Raw genomic sequence first — 19,018 nt, forward strand, 5'->3', positions numbered from 1 at the left:
AGACAGGTCCCCAATCCCCAATCCCCTGTCCCCTCAAAAAAGTAAAATTCTTAATCCAAAACTCATAACTCAAAACTCATAAATTTAGCTCACTCCTGAGTTTCCTAGCACTTCAACAGAATATGCCGATCCCCAATCCTTAAATTGCTTATCAAAACTTCTGAGTCAGACGATCCCGAATCGATGTAGCATGATCCCAAGACAGATAAAAAAAATCTATAAGTTATCATCTTGAGGGTCATGGTACTGTCAGTTAACGAGCGGACGTTTACACCAGAAGTTTTAGAGTCTCCCACACCTGTACTGGTTCATTTTTGGGCTCCTTGGTGCGGTTTGTGTCGCCTGATCAATCCCCAATTGGCTCGTTTTCAGGCAGAATCGGTAGGCAAGTTTAAATTAGTGGACATTAACGCCGACCAAAATTTTAAACTAGCAAACACATATCGACTAAAAACCCTGCCTACTATAATTTTGTTTGAATCAGGTCAGATTCTCTACCGCTTCGAGCATTTTCGAGGTCGAGACGATCTTGACACAGCACTAAAAACGATTTTGCAGAGGTATACAGAATCTAGTAACTATCAGTTGCTAGAAGCTCTTGGATGTAATACTAATTCCTGAGTTGGCTCAAAGTACCCAGTACAGAGTTACAGGAGCTAGATCAAATCACTCAATAGTTACTCAAGCATTGTCGTGAATAGTAGGAACAAAGCATTTCGGCAATTATCTTTGGTTCAACCAACAAATTAATCACCGGAATGCTTATGCCTACACCAGGCACTCGCGATCGCCCCTAAATATCAAAAATAACAATTTTTTCTGTGCAGATTATAAACTAGAAAACTAGACAGAAACTAAGGGATAAAATTTCGCCTTCAATTTCCGTAATTTTTCGCAAAATCTGTACCAAATGACCTATTTCCCAAGAAAGGTTTTTTTGCAGACCAACCTACCAATTGTATGAATTTTTCCTTAAGCCAACCCAGATTTATCTGTGTTGGTTATTTTATGGTGAGAAGAACCTATCAACTGTGTGTCACAATTGTTCACAGTTTGATCAAAAAGTTAAATTATATAAAGTAGGCATCAGTGATGGAACTGATATATCAGTATGCTTGGCTAATACCCGTCCTACCACTGTTGGGGGCGATGATAGTCGGCATCGGGCTGATTTCGTTTAGCAAATTTACCAACCAACTGCGACAGCTAAATGCGGTGTTTATTGTCTCCCTACTGGGAGCAGCAATGACGCTCTCTTTTGCAATACTTTGGAGTCAATTTACTGGTCATGCACCCTACACACAGACTCTAGAGTGGGCATCTGCGGGGAACTTTCACCTGACGATGGGCTACACGATCGATCATCTAACTGCCGTAATGTTAGTGATAGTCACCACAGTAGCCTTCCTTGTCATGGTTTACACCGACGGCTACATGGCTCACGATCCGGGATATGTTCGCTTCTATGCTTATCTCAGCTTGTTTAGCTCGTCGATGTTAGGTCTAGTAGTTAGCTCTAACCTTGTGCAAGTTTATATCTTCTGGGAACTAGTCGGGATGTGTTCCTACTTGCTGATTGGTTTCTGGTACGATCGCAAGGCAGCAGCTGATGCTTGCCAAAAAGCATTTGTAACTAACCGAGTCGGTGACTTTGGCCTATTGTTAGGCATCTTGGGTTTATATTGGGCAACTAGCAGCTTTGATTTCACCGTTATGGGTGAACGTCTGCAAGCAAGCGTCGAATCTGGACAATTAGCCGCTGGTTTAGCTGCCTTGTTCGCCATTTTAGTGTTTATGGGGCCAGTAGCTAAATCCGCTCAAGTACCCCTGCACGTTTGGCTACCAGACGCGATGGAAGGCCCCACCCCCATTTCTGCGTTAATCCACGCCGCAACAATGGTGGCAGCTGGCGTATTCTTAATTGCCCGGATGTATCCCGTGTTTGAAGGCATCCCGGTAGCAATGAATGTCATCGCCTGGACGGGGGCTGTAACCGCCTTCGTGGGCGCAACAACCGCAATTACCCAAAACGACATCAAAAAAGGTTTGGCTTATTCCACCATGTCTCAGCTAGGTTACATGGTGATGGCGATGGGAGTCGGTGCTTACAGCGCCGGACTATTTCACCTCATGACCCACGCTTATTTTAAAGCCATGCTGTTCCTGGGTTCCGGTTCAGTGATTCACGGCATGGAAGGAGTAGTCGGTCACGACCCAAATTATGCTCAAGATATGCGAATGATGGGCGGTTTGCGGAAATTTATGCCCATTACCGCGATTACTTTTTTGATTGGGACTTTGGCAATTTCTGGTATTCCTCCTTTCGCCGGATTTTGGTCAAAAGATGAGATTTTAGGCTCTACTTTTGCCGCTAATCCAGTTTTATGGGCAATTGGCTGGATTACAGCCGGAATCACCGCCTTTTATATGTTCCGAATGTACTTCAGTACCTTTGAAGGCAAGTTCCGGGGTAATGAAGCTGGCGTGAAGAACATCATTAAGGCAGAAGTCCTGCAAAGCCAAGGTTTAGTTTTTGGCCCTGGCGCAATGAATCCTCAAGAATTGACCATTGAGGAAGCTAGAGGTCATGACGACCATGAGGCTCATGAAGGTCATCATCATAGTCATGAACCTCACGAATCACCAATTACCATGACTTTGCCATTGATGTTATTGGCAATTCCTTCGGTGTTAATTGGTTTAGTAGGAACACCTTTCCATAATTACTTTGAAGAATTCATCCATCCTGCGAGTGAGTTAGTTGCGGAAATACCAGCAGAAGCAGCACAGGAAGGTTTTACAGAATTCCTGATTATGGCAGGTAGCTCTGTGGCGATTTCTTTGGTGGGGATTGTTTTAGCTTCCCTGATGTATTTGGGGGGTAAAATTGACCCAAGTGCGATCGCAGCCAAAATTCCCTCACTCTACAAAATCTCCAAAAACAAATGGTACTTCGACGAAGTTTACGACGTTCTCTTCGTCCAAGGTAGCCGCCGCCTAGCCAGGGCAGTCATGGAAGTAGACCTAAAAGTAGTAGATGGTGCCGTCAACTTAACAGGCTTAGTCACCCTACTTTCCGGCGAAGGTCTGAAATACTTTGAAACAGGACGGGCACAATTCTACGCCCTAATCGTATTCGCCGCCGTTTTAGTCGGTGTAATTGCCTTCAGCGTCACTTAGCTTCGCTGACGCGGGGACAAGGGGACAAGGAGATAAGGGGACAAGGAGACAAGGAGACAAGGAGACAAGGGGACAAGGGGAATTTTTACTTCTGCCTTCTGCCCTCTACCTTCTACCTTCTACCTTCTGCCTTTCCCCTTCTACCTTCTGCCTTTCCCCTTCTGCCTTCTGCCTTCTGCCTTCTGCCTTCTGCTTTTCCCCTTCTACCTTCTGCCTTTCCCCTTCTGCCTTCTGCCTTCTGCCTTCTGCCTTCTGCCTTTCCCTAAAATTCTGGAATTAAAACCAAAGAAATAAGCATATTCCGTAACTTAGTACTAAAAATGGTATGGACGAGAGTAGATCTTGTGTTAACTCAAATTAGACGAGATTATTCTTAAGTTCTAGGAATTTAATAAACTGACTAGCAATGAATACAGCTAATTTTCCTTGGCTGACAACGATCGTACTATTTCCGATCGCAGCATCCCTACTAATACCCTTCATCCCCGATAAAGAAGGGAAAACAGTACGTTGGTACGCCCTGATTATCGGGCTAATCGATTTTGCCCTGATTTCTTACGCTTTCTACACTGGGTACGACTTAAAAGAACCCGGTTTACAACTGTTTGAAAGCTATGCTTGGGTTCCCCAATTAGATTTAAATTGGTCAGTGGGTGCAGATGGGCTATCTATGCCTCTCATCTTGCTGACTGGCTTCATGACTACGCTAGCAACTTTAGCAGCTTGGCCTGTTACCTGGAAACCAAAGCTGTTTTACTTTTTAATTCTGGCAATGTACGGTGGACAAATTGCCGTATTTGCCGTCCAAGATATGTTGCTGTTCTTCCTAGTGTGGGAATTGGAATTGATTCCAGTTTACCTACTGTTGGCAATCTGGGGCGGGAAAAAGCGTCTTTACGCCGCTACCAAGTTCATTCTCTACACCGCTGGCGGTTCCCTGTTTATCTTAATCGCAGCTTTGGCGATGGCGTTCTATGGCGACAACGTTTCTTTCGATATGCGAACTCTCGCCGCTAAAGACTTCGCTATCAACTTCCAATTATGGATGTATGCGGCTTTCTTCATTGCCTACGCCGTCAAACTGCCGATTATTCCCTTCCACACTTGGCTACCAGATGCACATGGCGAAGCTACCGCACCAGTACATATGCTACTCGCTGGGATTCTCCTGAAAATGGGTGGTTATGCCTTAATTCGGATGAATGCTCAAATGTTACCTGATGCCCATGCGGTATTTGCCCCGGTGTTGGTAGTTTTGGGCGTGGTAAATATTATCTACGCCGCTTTAACTTCCTTCGCCCAAAGAAACTTGAAACGGAAGATTGCTTACTCTTCAATTTCTCACATGGGATTTGTGACAATTGGGATTGCCTCGTTTACCGATTTAGGTTTGAGTGGGGCAATGTTACAAATGGTTTCTCATGGTTTAATTGGGGCGAGTTTGTTCTTCCTAGTAGGTGCAACTTACGATCGAACCCACACATTAATGTTAGATGAAATGGGTGGTGTTGGTCAGAAAATGCGAAAGATGTTTTCTATGTGGACTGCTTGTGCTTTGGCATCTTTAGCATTGCCGGGAATGAGTGGTTTTGTGGCTGAATTAATGGTATTTGTGGGCTTTGCTACTAGCGATGCTTATAATCCGACTTTCAAAGTAATTATTGTGTTCTTGGCAGCTGTGGGTGTGATTTTGACCCCAATTTATCTGTTGTCAATGTTGCGGGAAATCTTCTACGGCCCGGAAAATAAAGAGTTAGTAGAACACGAAGCTTTGATTGATGCCGAACCGCGAGAAGTGTTTATCATTACTTGTTTGTTAGTGCCAATTATTGGGATTGGTTTCTATCCCAAAATGCTCACGCAAATTTACGATGCAAGTACGCAACAATTAACGGCACGTTTACGCGCAGCAGTCCCAACATTAGTAGAAAATCCTCAGCCTGTGAATCCTTTACCAACGGCGTTTCGGAAAATTACTTCTGCACCCAAAATTGGTAAGTGAAAAAGAATTGATTTTTAAGTAGATTCCGCCCCTTTGCAGGGGCTTTTTTGTTTGGTAGAATTGGTAACATTATCAAAGTATTTTTCCTTCAAATAAGCAAATTGTACTATGTTATAGTCGGTCATGCCCTTAAAACAGCAGCGCACAATTTTAATTATTGATGATACGCCACACGATCGGGAAACCTATCGCAGATACTTAGAGGCTGACCAAAATAATAGTTACACCATTTTAGAAGAAGAATTAGCAGAAGATGCTCTAGCAGTATGCCAAGTACGTAAAGTAGATGGAATACTGTTAGATTTTTTACTACCTGATCTAGATGGGTTAGAGTTTCTGGCACAGTTGCAAACGCAGGTAGGCGACCAATGTCCACCTGTGATTATGATTACAGGGCAGGGTAATGAAGCTGTAGCAGCTAAATCAATAAAAAGCGGTGCGGAAGATTACTTAATTAAAGGGAAAATTACACCCGACAGCTTACGATTGGCAATGCAGGGGGCGATCGAAAATACAGAATTACGCCGTCAATTACGCGCCAGCGAGGAGCGTTTTCACACATCTGTAGAAAATATGCTAGATTGCTTTGGCATCTATTCAGCAATACGGAATGAGTTAGGGCAAATAGTAGATTTTCGGATTGATTATTTGAATGCAGCTGCCTTGGCAAGTAATCAAATGACACCCAAGGATATCGGAAAATTTCTCTGCGAAGTATTTCCTAATAAATATAAAAGTGACTTGTTTGCCGAATATTGTCAAGTTGTGGAAACGGGGAAACCGTTAATTAGAGAATCTCAGATTTATTCAGATGTTTTTGGTAATCAATATTTCACAAAATTCTTCGATATTAGAATCAGTAAATTAGGTGATGGAATGGTGGTATGTTGGCGCGATGTTACCACCCGTCAACAAGCAGAAATAGCCAGAAAACAGCAAATAGAAAAGGAAAGAATAGTTAATCAAATTGCTCAACAAATTCGCGAATCATTAGATTTAGAACAAATACTTAATACTACTGTAGCGGAAGTGCGAAAATTTCTGCAAACCGATCGCGTAATCGTTTTCCGTTTGCAAGCAGATGGTAGCGGTACTATAGTTACGGAATCCGTTGGCTCTGGATGGACTTCCATCCTTTATAGAAGTATATACGACCCCTGCTTTATAGAAAGCTATATTGAAGTTTATCGCCAGGGATTAGTGACCAGTAAAAGTGATATTTTCAACACAGAAATTGAGCCTTGTCATCTGAATTTACTGACTCAATTTCAGGTAAGGGCAAACTTAGTAGTACCAATTCTGCAAGAAGATAAATTATGGGGATTATTAATTGCTCATCATTGTGCAACAGCGCGGGAGTGGCAATTTTTAGAAATTGCTTTACTTCAGCAATTAGCAACTCAAGTTGGGATTGCTATTAAGCAATCAGAACTTTATCAACAAATGTCTAATGAATTAATAGAACGGCAACGGACTGAAGCTGCTTTGCGGCAAAGTGAGGCACTTTTTCGCGGTGTATTTGAATCGAATATAATGGGCATTTTTTTGTGGGATAATGCTGGGAAAATATTGGATGCTAACCAAAGTTTTTGCGGCATGACTGGCTACAATCGAGAAGAATTAATTACAGAAAAGATTTACTACAACGAAATTACACCACTGGAATATCAAAAGTTAGACGCTGAGAAATTAGAGACTTTACAAAAAACTGGTTACTGTGCGCCGTTTACTAAAGAATATATCTGTAAAAATGGCAATTGTCTACCAGTTTTATTAGCTGTTGCTTATCTACCAGGATCTAGCGATCGAGGTGTGGCTTTTGTTCTAGATATTAGCGAGCAAAAGCAGTTAGAACAAGAACGGGAGAAGTTATTATTAAAAGCACAAATAGCCCGTGAAGAAGCAGAAATAGCTAATGGCACTAAAGATAAATTTTTGGCGATCGTATCTCATGAATTACGTTCTCCTCTGACCACTATTCTCGGTTGGGCAACTTTACTCAGAACTCGGAATTTTGATGCCGCCACAATTCAAAATGCACTGGAAACAATTGAACGTAATGCTACAATTCAAAATAAACTAATTGACGATTTGTGGGATATTTCGCGCATGATCCGAGGTAATTTAAATATAAATCTTAACCGAACTAATGTGGGTAATGTTATTGAGACAGCTATTACTAGCCTGCAACTATCAGCAGAAAATAAAAACATTAAATTAGACTCGAAAATTGTGAATAGGAATGTGCAAATTCTTGGGGATGTAAATCGATTGCACCAAATTATCACGAATTTATTGGTAAATGCAATTAAATTTACTCCTAATGGTGGCAGAGTAGAGGTGGAACTTTCAGTTGTCATCAAGCAAGAAAAACAAAGGTCAAGTACTGCGGAAAATGGTTATGCACAAATTCTAGTTACGGATACGGGTAAAGGAATTAGTGCAGATTTTTTGCCTCATGTTTTCGAGTTTTTCCGTCAAGAAAACAGCGGTAATCAATCCTCTAATGATGGGGTAGGTTTAGGATTAGCGATCGTGTATCATTTAGTTGAACTACACAGCGGAACGGTAACAGTTGCCAGTCCCGGAGAAGGAAAAGGTGCAACTTTTACAGTTACAATACCACTTTTCCAAAGTGAAACTTTGATTGCCAATAATTAGTAATTAAACAATGAGTAACAATTCGACAATTATTTCTGAAACAATTGATTTAACTAATTGCGATCGCGAACCAATCCACATTCCTGGTTCCATACAACCTCATGGTTTTCTGTTAATTTTACAAGAACCAGAACTAAAAATAATTCAAGTCAGTGAAAATACTGCCGAGTTTATTGGTAAACAACCAGAAACATTATTAAATACTTACTTAGAAGAATTACTTATACCCAAAGAAATAGATGCTATAAAAAAATGCTTAGAGTCAGACTTTGAAAACGTGAATCCCTTGAAATTAACATTAAAGAAAAGAAATAAATTTATTACATTTGATGGAATTATTCACCGCTTTGATGGTGTTTTATTTTTAGAATTAGAACCTGCAAAAACTAAAATAAATCCTGATTTTTTCGGATTTTATCATTTGGTTAGAAATACAATCAGCAAGTTGCAAAATACATCGAAATTATCAGAAATGTGTAATGTTATCGTTAAAGAAGTACAAAAAATTACGCAATTCGATCGAGTAATGGTTTATCAATTTGATGCCACAGGTGCAGGAACCGTAATTGCCGAAGCGAAACGAGAAGATTGCACACCTTTTTTAGGTTTGCGCTATCCTCCATCAGACATTCCCAAGCAAGCAAAACAACTTTATACTGATAATTGGTTGCGCTTAATTCCCAATGCTAATTACCAACCTGTTCCCCTAATTCCCCAGCTAAATCCTATTACAAATTCCCCCACCAATTTAAGTTTCGCTGTCCTTCGTAGTGTATCACCAATTCATATTCAATACCTGCATAATATGGGCGTTGGTGCATCGATGTCCATTTCATTAATTAAAAACAAAAAATTGTGGGGCTTAATTGCTTGCCATCATGAATCTACCAAATATCTGAGCTATGAAATCCGCACCGCCTGCGAATTTTTAGGTCAAGTTGTGTCCTGGGAATTGATAGCAAAAGAAGAAAACGAAGACCTTGATTATAAAATGCAGTTAAAATCGATTCTGACTAGATTTATGGAATCGATTCCCCAAAATAATGATTTTGTAGATAGTTTAATTCAATCAGAAGTAGATTTGTTAGCTTTAACTAGTGCTCAAGGAGTTGCTATTTGTCAGGACAATCAATGGAGATCGATCGGTCAAACGCCTGAAAATACAGATTTAGAAACCTTACTGGAATGGATTGAAACTAAAATAGAAGGCAATTTATTTCACACAGATGCTTTATCTCAAGAGTATCCAGAAGCCGAAAAATATCAGCAAATAGTCAGCGGCGTAATAGCCTTAGCAATCTCGAAAGTTAATCGGAATTATATCTTGTGGTTTCGTCCAGAAGTAATTCAAACTGTCAATTGGGGTGGCAATCCTAACAAGCCTGTAGAAGTAAAAGAAGACGATATTTTATATCTTTCTCCTCGCAAATCTTTCACCCTTTGGCAAGAAACAGTAAAAGGAAAATCTTTGGCATGGAAACCTTGCGAAATTGAAGCAGTTTTAGAACTGCGTAGCGCCATTGTGGGAATTGTTTTGCGTCGTGCAGATGAACTGGCAAAAATTAACTTAGAGTTAGAACGTAGCAATAATGAACTAGATGCTTTTGCTTATATTGCTTCTCATGATTTAAAAGAGCCATTACGGGGAATTCATAATTATGCTACTTTCTTAATTGAAGATTATGCCAATGTTTTGCATGAAGAAGGTATTTCTAAATTAGAAACTTTAGTTCGTCTGACGCAACGAATGGAAGATTTGATCGATTCTTTGCTACATTTTTCCCGACTGGGACGGGTAGAATTAGCTTGGCAAGAAACAGATTTAAATGACATAGTTAAAAATGTAATTGATGTATTGAATTTGAGTTCCCCAATGTCTAATGTAGAAATTCGCATACCTCGACCTTTACCAATAGTAAGATGCGATCGCATCCAAATTAATGAAGTTTTTAGTAACCTACTTAGTAATGCCATAAAATATAACGATCGCACCGAGAAATGGATAGAAATCGGCTTTTTAGATCTTGAAAATCAACCTCGTCATGATGCTGAAAACTCTTTGGAAGCTACAACCATTTTATACGTGCGCGATAACGGCATTGGGATTCGTGACTATCATCTAGAAAATATTTTTCGGATTTTCAAACGCCTACATGGGCCAAAAAAGTACGGTGGAGGGACAGGTGCAGGTTTAACAATTGCCAAGAAAATAGTTGAGCGACATGGCGGTACAATTTGGGTAGAATCTATCTTTGGTGAAGGCAGCACTTTTTACTTTACCTTACCAAGATAAGCTGACGACTCTCTAAAAATTAAAATTGATATTATCTTATGAACACCATTACAAATCAACCCTTTTTACTTGTTGAAGATAGCGATGAAGATTTTTTTGCATTTGAACGTATATTCAGGAAATTGTCAATTACCCAAGCGATTTACCGTTGCTCAGATGGGGAGGAAGCCTTAGATTTTCTCTATCACAGAGGTCAATATAGTGACCAAAAACAAGCACCCCGCCCATCAATTATTTTACTAGATTTGAATTTACCAGGCATTGATGGACGAGATGTTTTAGCTCAAATTAAACAAGATAGCGATTTGAGCATTATTCCTGTGGTTGTGTTTACCACATCTTCTAATCCCAAAGATGTGGAAATTTGTTATCAACAAGGAGTTAATAGCTACATTATTAAACCAATTAATGTTAATAAATTAATGCGAAATATTCAACTTTTAATGGAGTATTGGTTTGAAGCCAACACTTTACCAAATTTTGTTTATAAGTGAGATATTAACTAGACAAAAAAGCATCATGGAAGAACTACTCGAAATTAGCGATCGCGCCCTAACCCTAATCTCAGATCTTGCACTCTTGAGCAGAGCCTCCATTCCTCGTTCCCAGGTTCAACCTGGGAACGAGAATCTGGGAGGTTCCACCTCCTCCAATACTGCTCGGTTAAGCATTTTTTGCCTTTGGAAGGGCGAAGCATTCGGACAGAAAATCTAGGGTTTGAGTACATAAATTGTCGCCCGAATGCTTCGCCCCTACCCTTAACCGAGCAGTATTGCCACCTCCTCTGGTGAAATAATTTGACATCAAATAATCTCTCTAACCCTCTTCCTGTGAGCTCTCTGCGTCTGGAGTGGAAAAAAAATGAGATAGGCAAAAAGCCCATCCCAAAATAATTTTTAACTTCGTAATTTCCCCAATAATTAAGGATTCAAAAATCCCTGATGATCTCCGCGTTTGGCGCGTAATTCATCCAAAGTACCTTGTAACTTTACTCGTCCATTATCCAAATAAATCACCCAATCAGCACGATTAATAACTCTCGGACGGTGACTAATTAAAATTGTGGTTTTTCCCCGACGATGACTTAGTAAATTTTCTAAAACCTGCGTTTCGCTCACCGGATCTAAACCAGCAGTAGACTCATCTAAAATTAAAATTGATGGCTCATTAACTAGGGCTCTAGCAATTGCTAATCTTTGTCTTTGTCCTCCTGAAATATTCGCGCCAAATTCACCCAATACACTTTGATATTTGTCAGGTAACTGACTAATAAACTCATCAGCACCAGCAATGCGACAAGCTTTAACAATTTGCTCAAAAGTGACTTGAGGTGAACCCAAACGGAAATTTTCAATAATTGAACGACTCCAAAAATGGGCATCTTGGGGAACTAAAACCACCTGTTGACGAAAAGATTCTAAAGCTAAATCCTGCATATTATATATGTCAATGCGAATATTACCAGATTGCGGCGGATATAAACCAGCAATCATTTTCGCTAAAGTACTTTTACCACAGCCAGATTTACCAATTACTGCAACTACTTTCCCTCCTGGAATTGTTAGAGAAAAGTTTTTTAGTAATTCTACCTTTCCAGCATAATGGAAATTCACATCGTTGCAAATAATATCAGAATTTCCTGGTATAATTGCTTCAGGTTTTTTCGTATCTCCTTCAGCTTCTGGGGTAGCATCGATGACTTCTGTTAAACGTTGGCTAGCTGCTTGCACACGAGCAAATTCATCAACAAATCCAATAGTGGTAGTAATTAAAGCTGTAAAGCTCTGATTTAAACTATTGAATGCTAGTAATTGTCCGATCGATAACTCTTTATTGATTACGAGCAAACTACCTAACCAAAGTAAAGCTACTGCACCACTACCAGAAACAAATTCAGAAAATATATTATTGACAATTCCAATTTGAGTGGTGCGGAGAGATAGATTTGCTAACCGACCGAATTTACTTTGCATCTCTTCCCAAAATTGGGCAAAAGAGTTAGTAGTTTTGAGAGTTTGTGCGCCTTTGAAAGTTTCGACTAAAATACCTTGAGTATCCGCTTCTTGAACTAAAAGATTGCGAGTTTTTTGTTGCAAACTAGGTAAGAAAAGAATGGTAGAAACAGTCATTAACGCAGCAATAAGCACAGCCGCAATAGTTAATTTCCAGCTATAAACCAGCATGAAAATAAAAGAGATGCTAGCAACGAATAACTGACTGGGATAACTAACAACTATTTGAGAAACTAACTGGTTAATCTCTTGAATATCTTGCAAACGACTAACAATTTCACCACTGCGACGGGCTTCGTAATAACTGAGAGGTAAACGGAGAATTTGTCTGGCAAATTCTAAGACTAAACCTAACTCTAATCTTTGAGCGAAGTGAGCGATAAAATTAGATTGCAGTAGCCCTAAACCACCACTAAAAAGGTTCATGACTACAACTGCGATCGCAACACCAGTAAGTAACTGCATATCTCCCCGAATTAACACATCATCAGTGAGAATTTGCAGCAAAAAAGGCGAAGCCAAAGACAAAAAACCTAAAACAACATTGAGCAGTAATGCTTGCAATAATAGAGTGCGATAAGGCCAAACCCGTTCAAAAAAGCGACCAAAACCACCAATTTTATCTTCTGGTTGATTGTAGAAGCGTACCGGATCGGGTTCTAACAAAAGCATTACCCAATCTTCCCAATTTTCTGTTAATTCCTCTTTCGTAATATAACGGATTCCTACAGCAGGATCGGCAATTACATACTTCTTTTTTCGCTGCCCATACAAAACAACCCAGTGAGTTCCCATCCAGTGGATAATAGCTGGTAAGGGCGCATCATTCATCTGGTTGAGAATATCAGGGGAACTTTTCACCGTTCGGGCATTAAAACCCAAAGCTTCTGCACCCCTTCTTAAACCTAGCAAGGTAGTTCCTAACTTGCCTGTACCAACTGCTTCTCGAATGCGGTTCAGAGTTAACAAACGCCCGTAAGACTTAGCAACAGAAGCTAGACAAGCTGCACCGCAATCTTCTTCACTATGTTGTAAAACAACTGAGTATTTCATTGGATAATCTGTATTAGTGTTAGATGCTAGATCAGCTATTCATCCCGAACCTACACAGATCAGAAAAAAACACCCATCATATATATGGGTGTTCTTGTGAGTTTTTAGTCCCGTTCCGAGTTACATCTGTAGAGAAATTTGGGCAATTTATAGGATGTCTGCAAACTACCTAACTGCTCAAATTTCTCACTTACCCATCCAGGCTTACCAGCAACCGTAGCCAGTGCGGTAGTAGGAGTAGTAGCGTGGGTAGTAGTAGGATGTACGATAGTAGCGACGGTAAGGACGGTAGTAGCCGTAGTAAGCGCGACGGTAGCGACGACGGTAGCCGTAGTAGCCGTAGCAACCACCATTAACGCTAGCAGCTTCTTCAGAATTTAATTCGGTAAAAAGTTCTGGTTTTTCAATTTCTTGGTTATCCATAAATAACTCCGTTTGAGATGTTCAAATTTCTAACTGACGTATCCAGGCTTACCAGCAATCGTAGCCACCACCGTAACCGTAGCTAGCGCGGTAGTAGGAGTAGTAGCGTGGATAGTAGTAGGATGTACGATAGTAGCGACGGTAAGGACGATAGTAGCCGTAGTAAGCGCGGCGGTAGCGACGGTAGCCGTAGCCACCGTAATAGCAACCGTAGTAACCACCGTTAACACTAGCAGCTTCTTCAGAGTTTAATTCGGTAAAAAGTTCTGGTTTTTCAATTTCTTGGCTATTCATAAGTAACTCCATTTGAGATGTTCAAATTTCTAACTGACGTATCCAGGCTTACCAACAATCGTAGCCACCACCGTAACCGTAGCTAGCGCGGTAGTAGGAGTAGTAGCGTGGGTAGTAGTAGGATGTACGATAGTAGCGACGGTAAGGACGGTAGTAGCCGTAACCGTAAGAAGCACGACGGTAGCGACGGTAGCCGTAGCCACCGTAGTAGCAACCGTAATAACCGCCGTTAACACTAGCAGCTTCTTCAGAGTTTAATTCGGTAAAAAGTTCCGGTTTTTGAATTTCTTGGTTATCCATAAGTAACTCCATTTGAGATGACAAGGGGAAAAACTCGCTTAGTACTTTTACTGATTTGTTGCTCTACCTTGCGAATTCAGTTACAGATTCCCTGCGATACCCACTCCCATCCGGAAGGTATGCGGGTGGTTTAAAAAAAAATTTTCACCTAAAGTAACTGAATGCCATCATGAGTAACAGATTTGATTCCAACCTACTCAATCCCTTAGAAAGCGATGAATTTCTACCTCCAATTAGTCGTTGGGCAAAGTTAACAGGGTTGTGTTTAGCCGCGACATTTGGTGCAGCACTAGCTTTATCTGCGGTGATTAAGTACAACACGACTGTAGATGCAATGGGAATGGTTCGTCCGGCTAGTGAACTGCAAATTGTAGAGTCAGCAACACAGGGAAAGGTGAAAAGTATTGATGTTAAAGAAAATCAGGATATTAAAGCTGGAGATCCGATCGCTAAAGTAGATGAAATACCCTTAAAAAACCAAAGAAACAACCTGAAAAAGCAAGTAGATCAACTAAGTGCTCAACTTGCTCAACTTGGTTCTCAAATAAGTCAATACAAAGCAAGAAACCCAAATTCTCCTAACATTTGGTACTTGTTCCGTCGTTACAAAAGCATGGAAGAACAACTCAACAATACCCAAAGCCAATTTTACCAAGTTTCCCAAATGCTAGATAATGCTGTGATACGTACTCCAGTATCTGGCAGAATTCTTAAATTGGAGTTACAAAGTATTGGTCAACAGATCAAAACTGGACAACAAGTGGCGCAAATTCTTCCTACTAATACTTCTATGTTGATCAAAGCAAGAGTAGCGGTACAAGATATTGCTAACGTACAAATGGGTCAGACTGTACAATTAAGGATTTCGGCTTATCCTTACCCAGATTACGGAATTTTGCAAGGCAAAGTTATTTCAATTAGTGCTGATGCAATTACACCGCAAAATACTGGTGCAGAACCAACTTCTCCTTACTACGAAGTGATTATTGAACCGGAAAAGAGTTTTTTGGTGAAAAGCGATCGCTATTATCCCCTACAACCAGGAATGGAGGTTACAGCTAACATTATTTCTAAACAAGAAACTTTTCTCAGTTTTATTCTCAGAAAAGCTAGATTGAGTACTAATTTGTAGTAGAGTAGCAGGAAATCAATGTAGGGACACGGCATCATAGAGATTTTGCACAAGTTGAAAATCTTAATGATGCCGTGTCCCTACCATAATAATTTTGTATGTCATAACTTACATAAATTGTCGAACTGCATTGTATTTTATCTGCATTATTGGCTAACAATTCCCGACCATTGCACCTTTTTTAACTGATCTCGTCGATAAGAAAAGAAGTAATCTGGTTGTTGATAGGTACAATGGGGAGAAATAGCTATTTGTTCTTCAGCAACTCCCATTTGTTTTAACTGTAATTCATTGACTCGGCGCACATCTAAACGCACTTTTCCGGGTTCGGAATCAGGGAAAATGGGAGAATTTGGTAACTCTTGTAAAGCCGTTAAAATTTCTGTTTCCGAGTCAGCAAAAACAACTGTAGCGCCTACTTCTGCTGCAACTTCTTGGGAAACTTGATATACTTCCCCGGTAATTGCTGGGCCCATTGCAATGCGAAGATTTTCTAATTTGCTACCTTGAGAAACTAGACGTGCGATCGCTTCCGGTACAATTCTCTTAGCCGTACCCCGCCACCCTGCATGAATCGCCGCCACCTGTCTCGTTGTTTCATCAGCAATTAAAACCGGAGTACAATCAGCAGTACAAACCCAAACCGCCTGTTTTTCCCGTTCCGTCACCAAAGCATCAGCTGGCGGTAAAGACTCAAACTCCGACATTCCGGGATCTTTTTCCCTACCTAAAAACTCACTCACTTCCGCTGGAGTTAACACACCGCTACCATGCACCTGTCTTACCCGGTAAAACTCAGCATCCGAGTGAAGAACCTGCACCAAATCTACCGGAAAACGTGGCGAAAACTGTCGGGTAAAAAAGCCATGCTGCCAGTTTGCCAACAAGCTACAAGTTAAATAAGGCAAACCTTCCCAAAAACGCCATTGCCAAGAATGAGCAGAATTAGCAGAATTATTGAGTTCCAGTTCAGATGTTTGGGGAGAAATCACGCTGACAAAACTTTGGAAAACGACAATGCTTTCTATGCTAACCTATACCAAGATTTATTAAATCTAAAATCTAAAATCTAAAAATATTGATTGTGGAATTCGATCGCCAAAAGTTTACCGCAGCTCTTGACACAATAAAACAGAACTATCACTCCTCAGAGCAACCTGTCAACAACCAAACCTTTACACTTCACCTATTTGACATTCTCCCTTCCACCAATCAAAAACTCTGGCAATTGATTGAGCAAGGCGCACCACCAGGAACCGTCGTCATCGCCACCGAACAACAAGCAGGCAAAGGTCAATGGGGTCGGCAGTGGTATTCGCCCCCAGGTGGACTATACTTATCTATGTCATTAGCTCCCAATCTGCCAGCAAAACAGGCTGCCCAACTAACCATGAGTAGTGCTTGGGGAATAGCGCAAGCTTTACGCCAAATTGGTATCCCAGTCTACCTCAAATGGCCCAACGATCTGGTAATTTCTAAATATAAACTTGGAGGCATTCTCACTGAAACTAGGGTGCAGCAAGAACGCATCACCAAAGCAGTAATTGGTGTCGGGATAAATTGGGTTAACCCAGTTCCAGAAACAGGCATAAACCTGCAATCTTGGCAAGAAAATCATCCCGGATTAATATCTTCACTAGAAATGTTAGCTGCCCTAACCCTGATGGGAATAGTATCGGGATATCATTACTGGCAACAGCAAGGAGTAAATGCTCTTTTACCGTCTTACGAAAAACTGTTAAATAAAATAGGTTGTCCAATAGAAGTTAACGGACAGCAAGCAATTATACTTGGTGTTTCTGAAAATGGCGATTTGCGAGTTTGCCTGAATAATGACGGGGAAACCCCCTCTTCAGAAATTCATCTACCAGTAGGTACAATCAATTTGGGTTATTCTTAAAAAATTTTGTGACTAATTAATACGGTGTGATGGAGATGGAAAAACCAAATTACGAAAACGAGCAAATAAAAGTAACCAACCCAGAAAATGAACCAACCAATAACTCAGATACTAGTTTTTGGCAGCGTTCCTTGCTGATGAATAGTCTAGGGTGGCTAGGAGCAATTGCATTTCTTAGCAGTAGCATAGTTTGGGTAGGGATAGAAAATTCCCACTCCGGGACAGCCCTTGCTGCTCCCGACATCCCAGACATAATGCCCAAAGCTGTGCCAGACGTTCCTGCACCACCAGCAAAAGAGCCCGATCCTGTATTTATTAGACGCACTCCCAACCCTACACCAAATAGCGCCAGAACTCGATCGCAAAACCGAGCGTCTCAATCCCGTAGCAACAGCGGCAACACCAACACCAACTCCTACATTGACCCAACAGATTACAGCATCGGCGCAACTAATAGACGAGATTTACCAGGACGTTCCTATCAACCACCAAGCTCGGTAGTATTCCGGGAACGTTACAAACCTCGTCAGCGAGTAGTTCCAGAACAATTCTCCATCGAAGAACCTAGCCCAGATGTAGCAACAGTCAGACCGAGAGTGAGAAGAAATACGGTGATTGTTCGTCGTAGTGACACTACTCGCACTCAAATTAGCCGCGCCCCCAGAACTTACGACATTAAGCGCCCAAGTTCTGCCGAAATCAGTCGCGCCCCCAGAACTTATGAAATAGAACGACGCACTCGTTCTACCGAAATCAGTCGCGCCCCCAGAACTTATGAAATAGAGCGCATAACTATAGAGCCTTCAAACTCCCGTGTCTCCCGAAGACGTTTGGATGAAGGAATACAGAATACCGAAACAGCTAGAGTAACCCGACAGCGAGGTACAGCAGTAGCAGCAATCAATCAAGTCACTGTTGGCCCGATTAAAGTAACTCCCAACGGCATCAGAATGACTCGCAGTGGAGTGATTAGAAGGAATGAAACTCGAATTGCTAGCACTAATATCAGTGGGTTAACCAGCGGTTCAAGGAACAATCAAATGGCGCGGAATCGCGTTTTAAATTATTACTACAACTCCGTCAACCCCAGTGATTCCTCTGATAACGAATCCAACCCTACCAATCTAGCCATGATTTTCCCCTTGGCTATTCCCGCCCAAATTACCTCTGTCTTTGGCTGGCGAATCCACCCAATTACAGGTGAAAGAGGCTTTCATGCTGGTACAGATATCGGTGCGCCAATGGGAACGCCTGTGTTAGCGGCTCATGCGGGTAAGGTAGCCATCGCTGATTTCTTGGGCGGTTACGGTTTAGCGGTGGTATTACGCCATAATCAAGATGCTCAAGAAACCCGTTACGGTCATCTTTCCGAAGTTACTGTTAAACCAGGAGATTGGGTAGAACAGGGAACAGTTATCGGTCGAGTTGGTGACAGTGGCAACACAAATGGTCCTCACCTGCATTTTGAAGTCCGAGAACAAACACCCCAAGGTTGGGTAGCAAAAAATCCCGGAGTCCAGTTGGAATATTCTTTAGCTCGATTGGTGCGGGCTTTCCAAAGTGGTCAGGCAACTTTACCACAGGATACCCAACCTTATGAACTGCCACCAAATACCTTACAAACAGAAAAGTTAGCGCCCCAAATTCCGATTCCTAGTGCTGAGTTACCAGAAATTCCCATCCCTGGAACGGATGCACCGCCTCCGTTGTTTGCTTCTGGAAATTAGAGGCAGAGGGATAGAGGAGATGGGGGGATAGGGGGATGGGG

General features: G+C 41.3%; 14 protein-coding genes. 9 read left to right on the forward strand and 5 right to left on the reverse strand.

From position 1 onward, the window contains the following. Positions 1–240: 240 nt before the first annotated feature. From IQ264_RS24755 to IQ264_RS24780, 6 genes are all read left to right on the forward strand, one after another. On the forward strand, positions 241–621 hold the full coding sequence (locus tag IQ264_RS24755) for a thioredoxin family protein (protein ID WP_193983881.1): 381 nt from the start codon (positions 241–243) through the stop codon (positions 619–621). Between the two features lie 471 nt (positions 622–1,092). Continuing rightward, positions 1,093–3,180, forward strand: a complete 2,088-nt coding sequence (locus IQ264_RS24760; protein WP_193983883.1) for an NAD(P)H-quinone oxidoreductase subunit 5 — start codon at positions 1,093–1,095, stop codon at positions 3,178–3,180. A gap of 406 nt (positions 3,181–3,586) precedes the next feature. After that, positions 3,587–5,182: a photosynthetic/respiratory NAD(P)H-quinone oxidoreductase subunit D1 gene (ndhD1, locus tag IQ264_RS24765; RefSeq protein WP_193983885.1), complete on the forward strand. Its 1,596-nt coding sequence runs from the start codon at positions 3,587–3,589 to the stop codon at positions 5,180–5,182. A 123-nt stretch (positions 5,183–5,305) separates the two neighbouring features. After that, a complete protein-coding gene (locus IQ264_RS24770) occupies positions 5,306–7,843 on the forward strand; it encodes an ATP-binding protein (protein WP_193983887.1) in 2,538 nt (845 codons plus the stop codon). Positions 7,844–7,853: 10 nt separating this feature from the next. Further along, a complete protein-coding gene (locus IQ264_RS24775; protein ID WP_193983889.1) occupies positions 7,854–10,136 on the forward strand; it encodes an ATP-binding protein in 2,283 nt (760 codons plus the stop codon). 38 nt (positions 10,137–10,174) lie between these two features. Next, positions 10,175–10,630 (forward strand): response regulator, encoded by a 456-nt coding sequence (locus tag IQ264_RS24780; RefSeq protein WP_193983891.1) that lies wholly within the window; start codon positions 10,175–10,177, stop codon positions 10,628–10,630. A gap of 426 nt (positions 10,631–11,056) precedes the next feature. Here the strand turns inward: IQ264_RS24780 and IQ264_RS24785 are convergent, their stop codons facing one another. The 4 genes from IQ264_RS24785 to IQ264_RS24800 form a co-directional block, all read right to left on the reverse strand. After that, the gene (locus IQ264_RS24785) at positions 11,057–13,201 is read right to left on the reverse strand and encodes a peptidase domain-containing ABC transporter (protein ID WP_193983893.1); all 2,145 of its coding nucleotides are present in this window, start codon (positions 13,199–13,201) and stop codon (positions 11,057–11,059) included. Positions 13,202–13,405: 204 nt separating this feature from the next. After that, on the reverse strand, positions 13,406–13,624 hold the full coding sequence (locus IQ264_RS24790; protein WP_193983895.1) for a hypothetical protein: 219 nt from the start codon (positions 13,622–13,624) through the stop codon (positions 13,406–13,408). A 48-nt stretch (positions 13,625–13,672) separates the two neighbouring features. After that, the gene (locus tag IQ264_RS24795; RefSeq protein WP_193983897.1) at positions 13,673–13,918 is read right to left on the reverse strand and encodes a hypothetical protein; all 246 of its coding nucleotides are present in this window, start codon (positions 13,916–13,918) and stop codon (positions 13,673–13,675) included. Positions 13,919–13,966: 48 nt separating this feature from the next. After that, a complete protein-coding gene (locus IQ264_RS24800; RefSeq protein ID WP_193983899.1) occupies positions 13,967–14,218 on the reverse strand; it encodes a hypothetical protein in 252 nt (83 codons plus the stop codon). A 169-nt stretch (positions 14,219–14,387) separates the two neighbouring features. Here IQ264_RS24800 and IQ264_RS24805 point away from each other — a divergent pair, with 169 nt between their 5' ends. Then, entirely contained in the window at positions 14,388–15,350 is a 963-nt protein-coding gene (locus IQ264_RS24805; protein WP_193983901.1) for an HlyD family efflux transporter periplasmic adaptor subunit, read from the forward strand. Between the two features lie 146 nt (positions 15,351–15,496). Here IQ264_RS24805 and pgeF read toward each other — a convergent pair whose 3' ends face one another. Beyond that, on the reverse strand, positions 15,497–16,342 hold the full coding sequence (pgeF, locus tag IQ264_RS24810; RefSeq protein WP_322744801.1) for a peptidoglycan editing factor PgeF: 846 nt from the start codon (positions 16,340–16,342) through the stop codon (positions 15,497–15,499). Positions 16,343–16,434: 92 nt separating this feature from the next. Between pgeF and IQ264_RS24815 the strand changes: the two genes are divergently transcribed. Next, on the forward strand, positions 16,435–17,250 hold the full coding sequence (locus IQ264_RS24815) for a biotin--[acetyl-CoA-carboxylase] ligase (protein ID WP_193983905.1): 816 nt from the start codon (positions 16,435–16,437) through the stop codon (positions 17,248–17,250). Positions 17,251–17,285: 35 nt separating this feature from the next. Then, entirely contained in the window at positions 17,286–18,977 is a 1,692-nt protein-coding gene (locus tag IQ264_RS33175) for a M23 family metallopeptidase (RefSeq protein WP_228061796.1), read from the forward strand. Positions 18,978–19,018: the final 41 nt, after the last annotated feature.

The organism is [Phormidium] sp. LEGE 05292 (assembly GCF_015207735.1).
In the GTDB taxonomy this organism is placed as follows: domain Bacteria; phylum Cyanobacteriota; class Cyanobacteriia; order Cyanobacteriales; family Aerosakkonemataceae; genus Floridanema.

Excerpts from the sequence above, each read along its gene's own strand:
- IQ264_RS24755 (WP_193983881.1), top strand. The coding sequence starts at position 241 with ATGGTACTGTCAGTTAACGAGCGGACGTTTACACCAGAAGTTTTAGAG.
- IQ264_RS24760 (WP_193983883.1), top strand. The coding sequence starts at position 1,093 with ATGGAACTGATATATCAGTATGCTTGGCTAATACCCGTCCTACCACTG.
- ndhD1 (WP_193983885.1), top strand. The coding sequence starts at position 3,587 with ATGAATACAGCTAATTTTCCTTGGCTGACAACGATCGTACTATTTCCG.
- IQ264_RS24770 (WP_193983887.1), top strand. The coding sequence starts at position 5,306 with ATGCCCTTAAAACAGCAGCGCACAATTTTAATTATTGATGATACGCCA.
- IQ264_RS24775 (WP_193983889.1), top strand. The coding sequence starts at position 7,854 with ATGAGTAACAATTCGACAATTATTTCTGAAACAATTGATTTAACTAAT.
- IQ264_RS24780 (WP_193983891.1), top strand. The coding sequence starts at position 10,175 with ATGAACACCATTACAAATCAACCCTTTTTACTTGTTGAAGATAGCGAT.
- IQ264_RS24785 (WP_193983893.1), bottom strand. The coding sequence starts at position 13,201 with ATGAAATACTCAGTTGTTTTACAACATAGTGAAGAAGATTGCGGTGCA.
- IQ264_RS24790 (WP_193983895.1), bottom strand. The coding sequence starts at position 13,624 with ATGGATAACCAAGAAATTGAAAAACCAGAACTTTTTACCGAATTAAAT.
- IQ264_RS24795 (WP_193983897.1), bottom strand. The coding sequence starts at position 13,918 with ATGAATAGCCAAGAAATTGAAAAACCAGAACTTTTTACCGAATTAAAC.
- IQ264_RS24800 (WP_193983899.1), bottom strand. The coding sequence starts at position 14,218 with ATGGATAACCAAGAAATTCAAAAACCGGAACTTTTTACCGAATTAAAC.
- IQ264_RS24805 (WP_193983901.1), top strand. The coding sequence starts at position 14,388 with ATGAGTAACAGATTTGATTCCAACCTACTCAATCCCTTAGAAAGCGAT.
- IQ264_RS33175 (WP_228061796.1), top strand. The coding sequence starts at position 17,286 with ATGGAAAAACCAAATTACGAAAACGAGCAAATAAAAGTAACCAACCCA.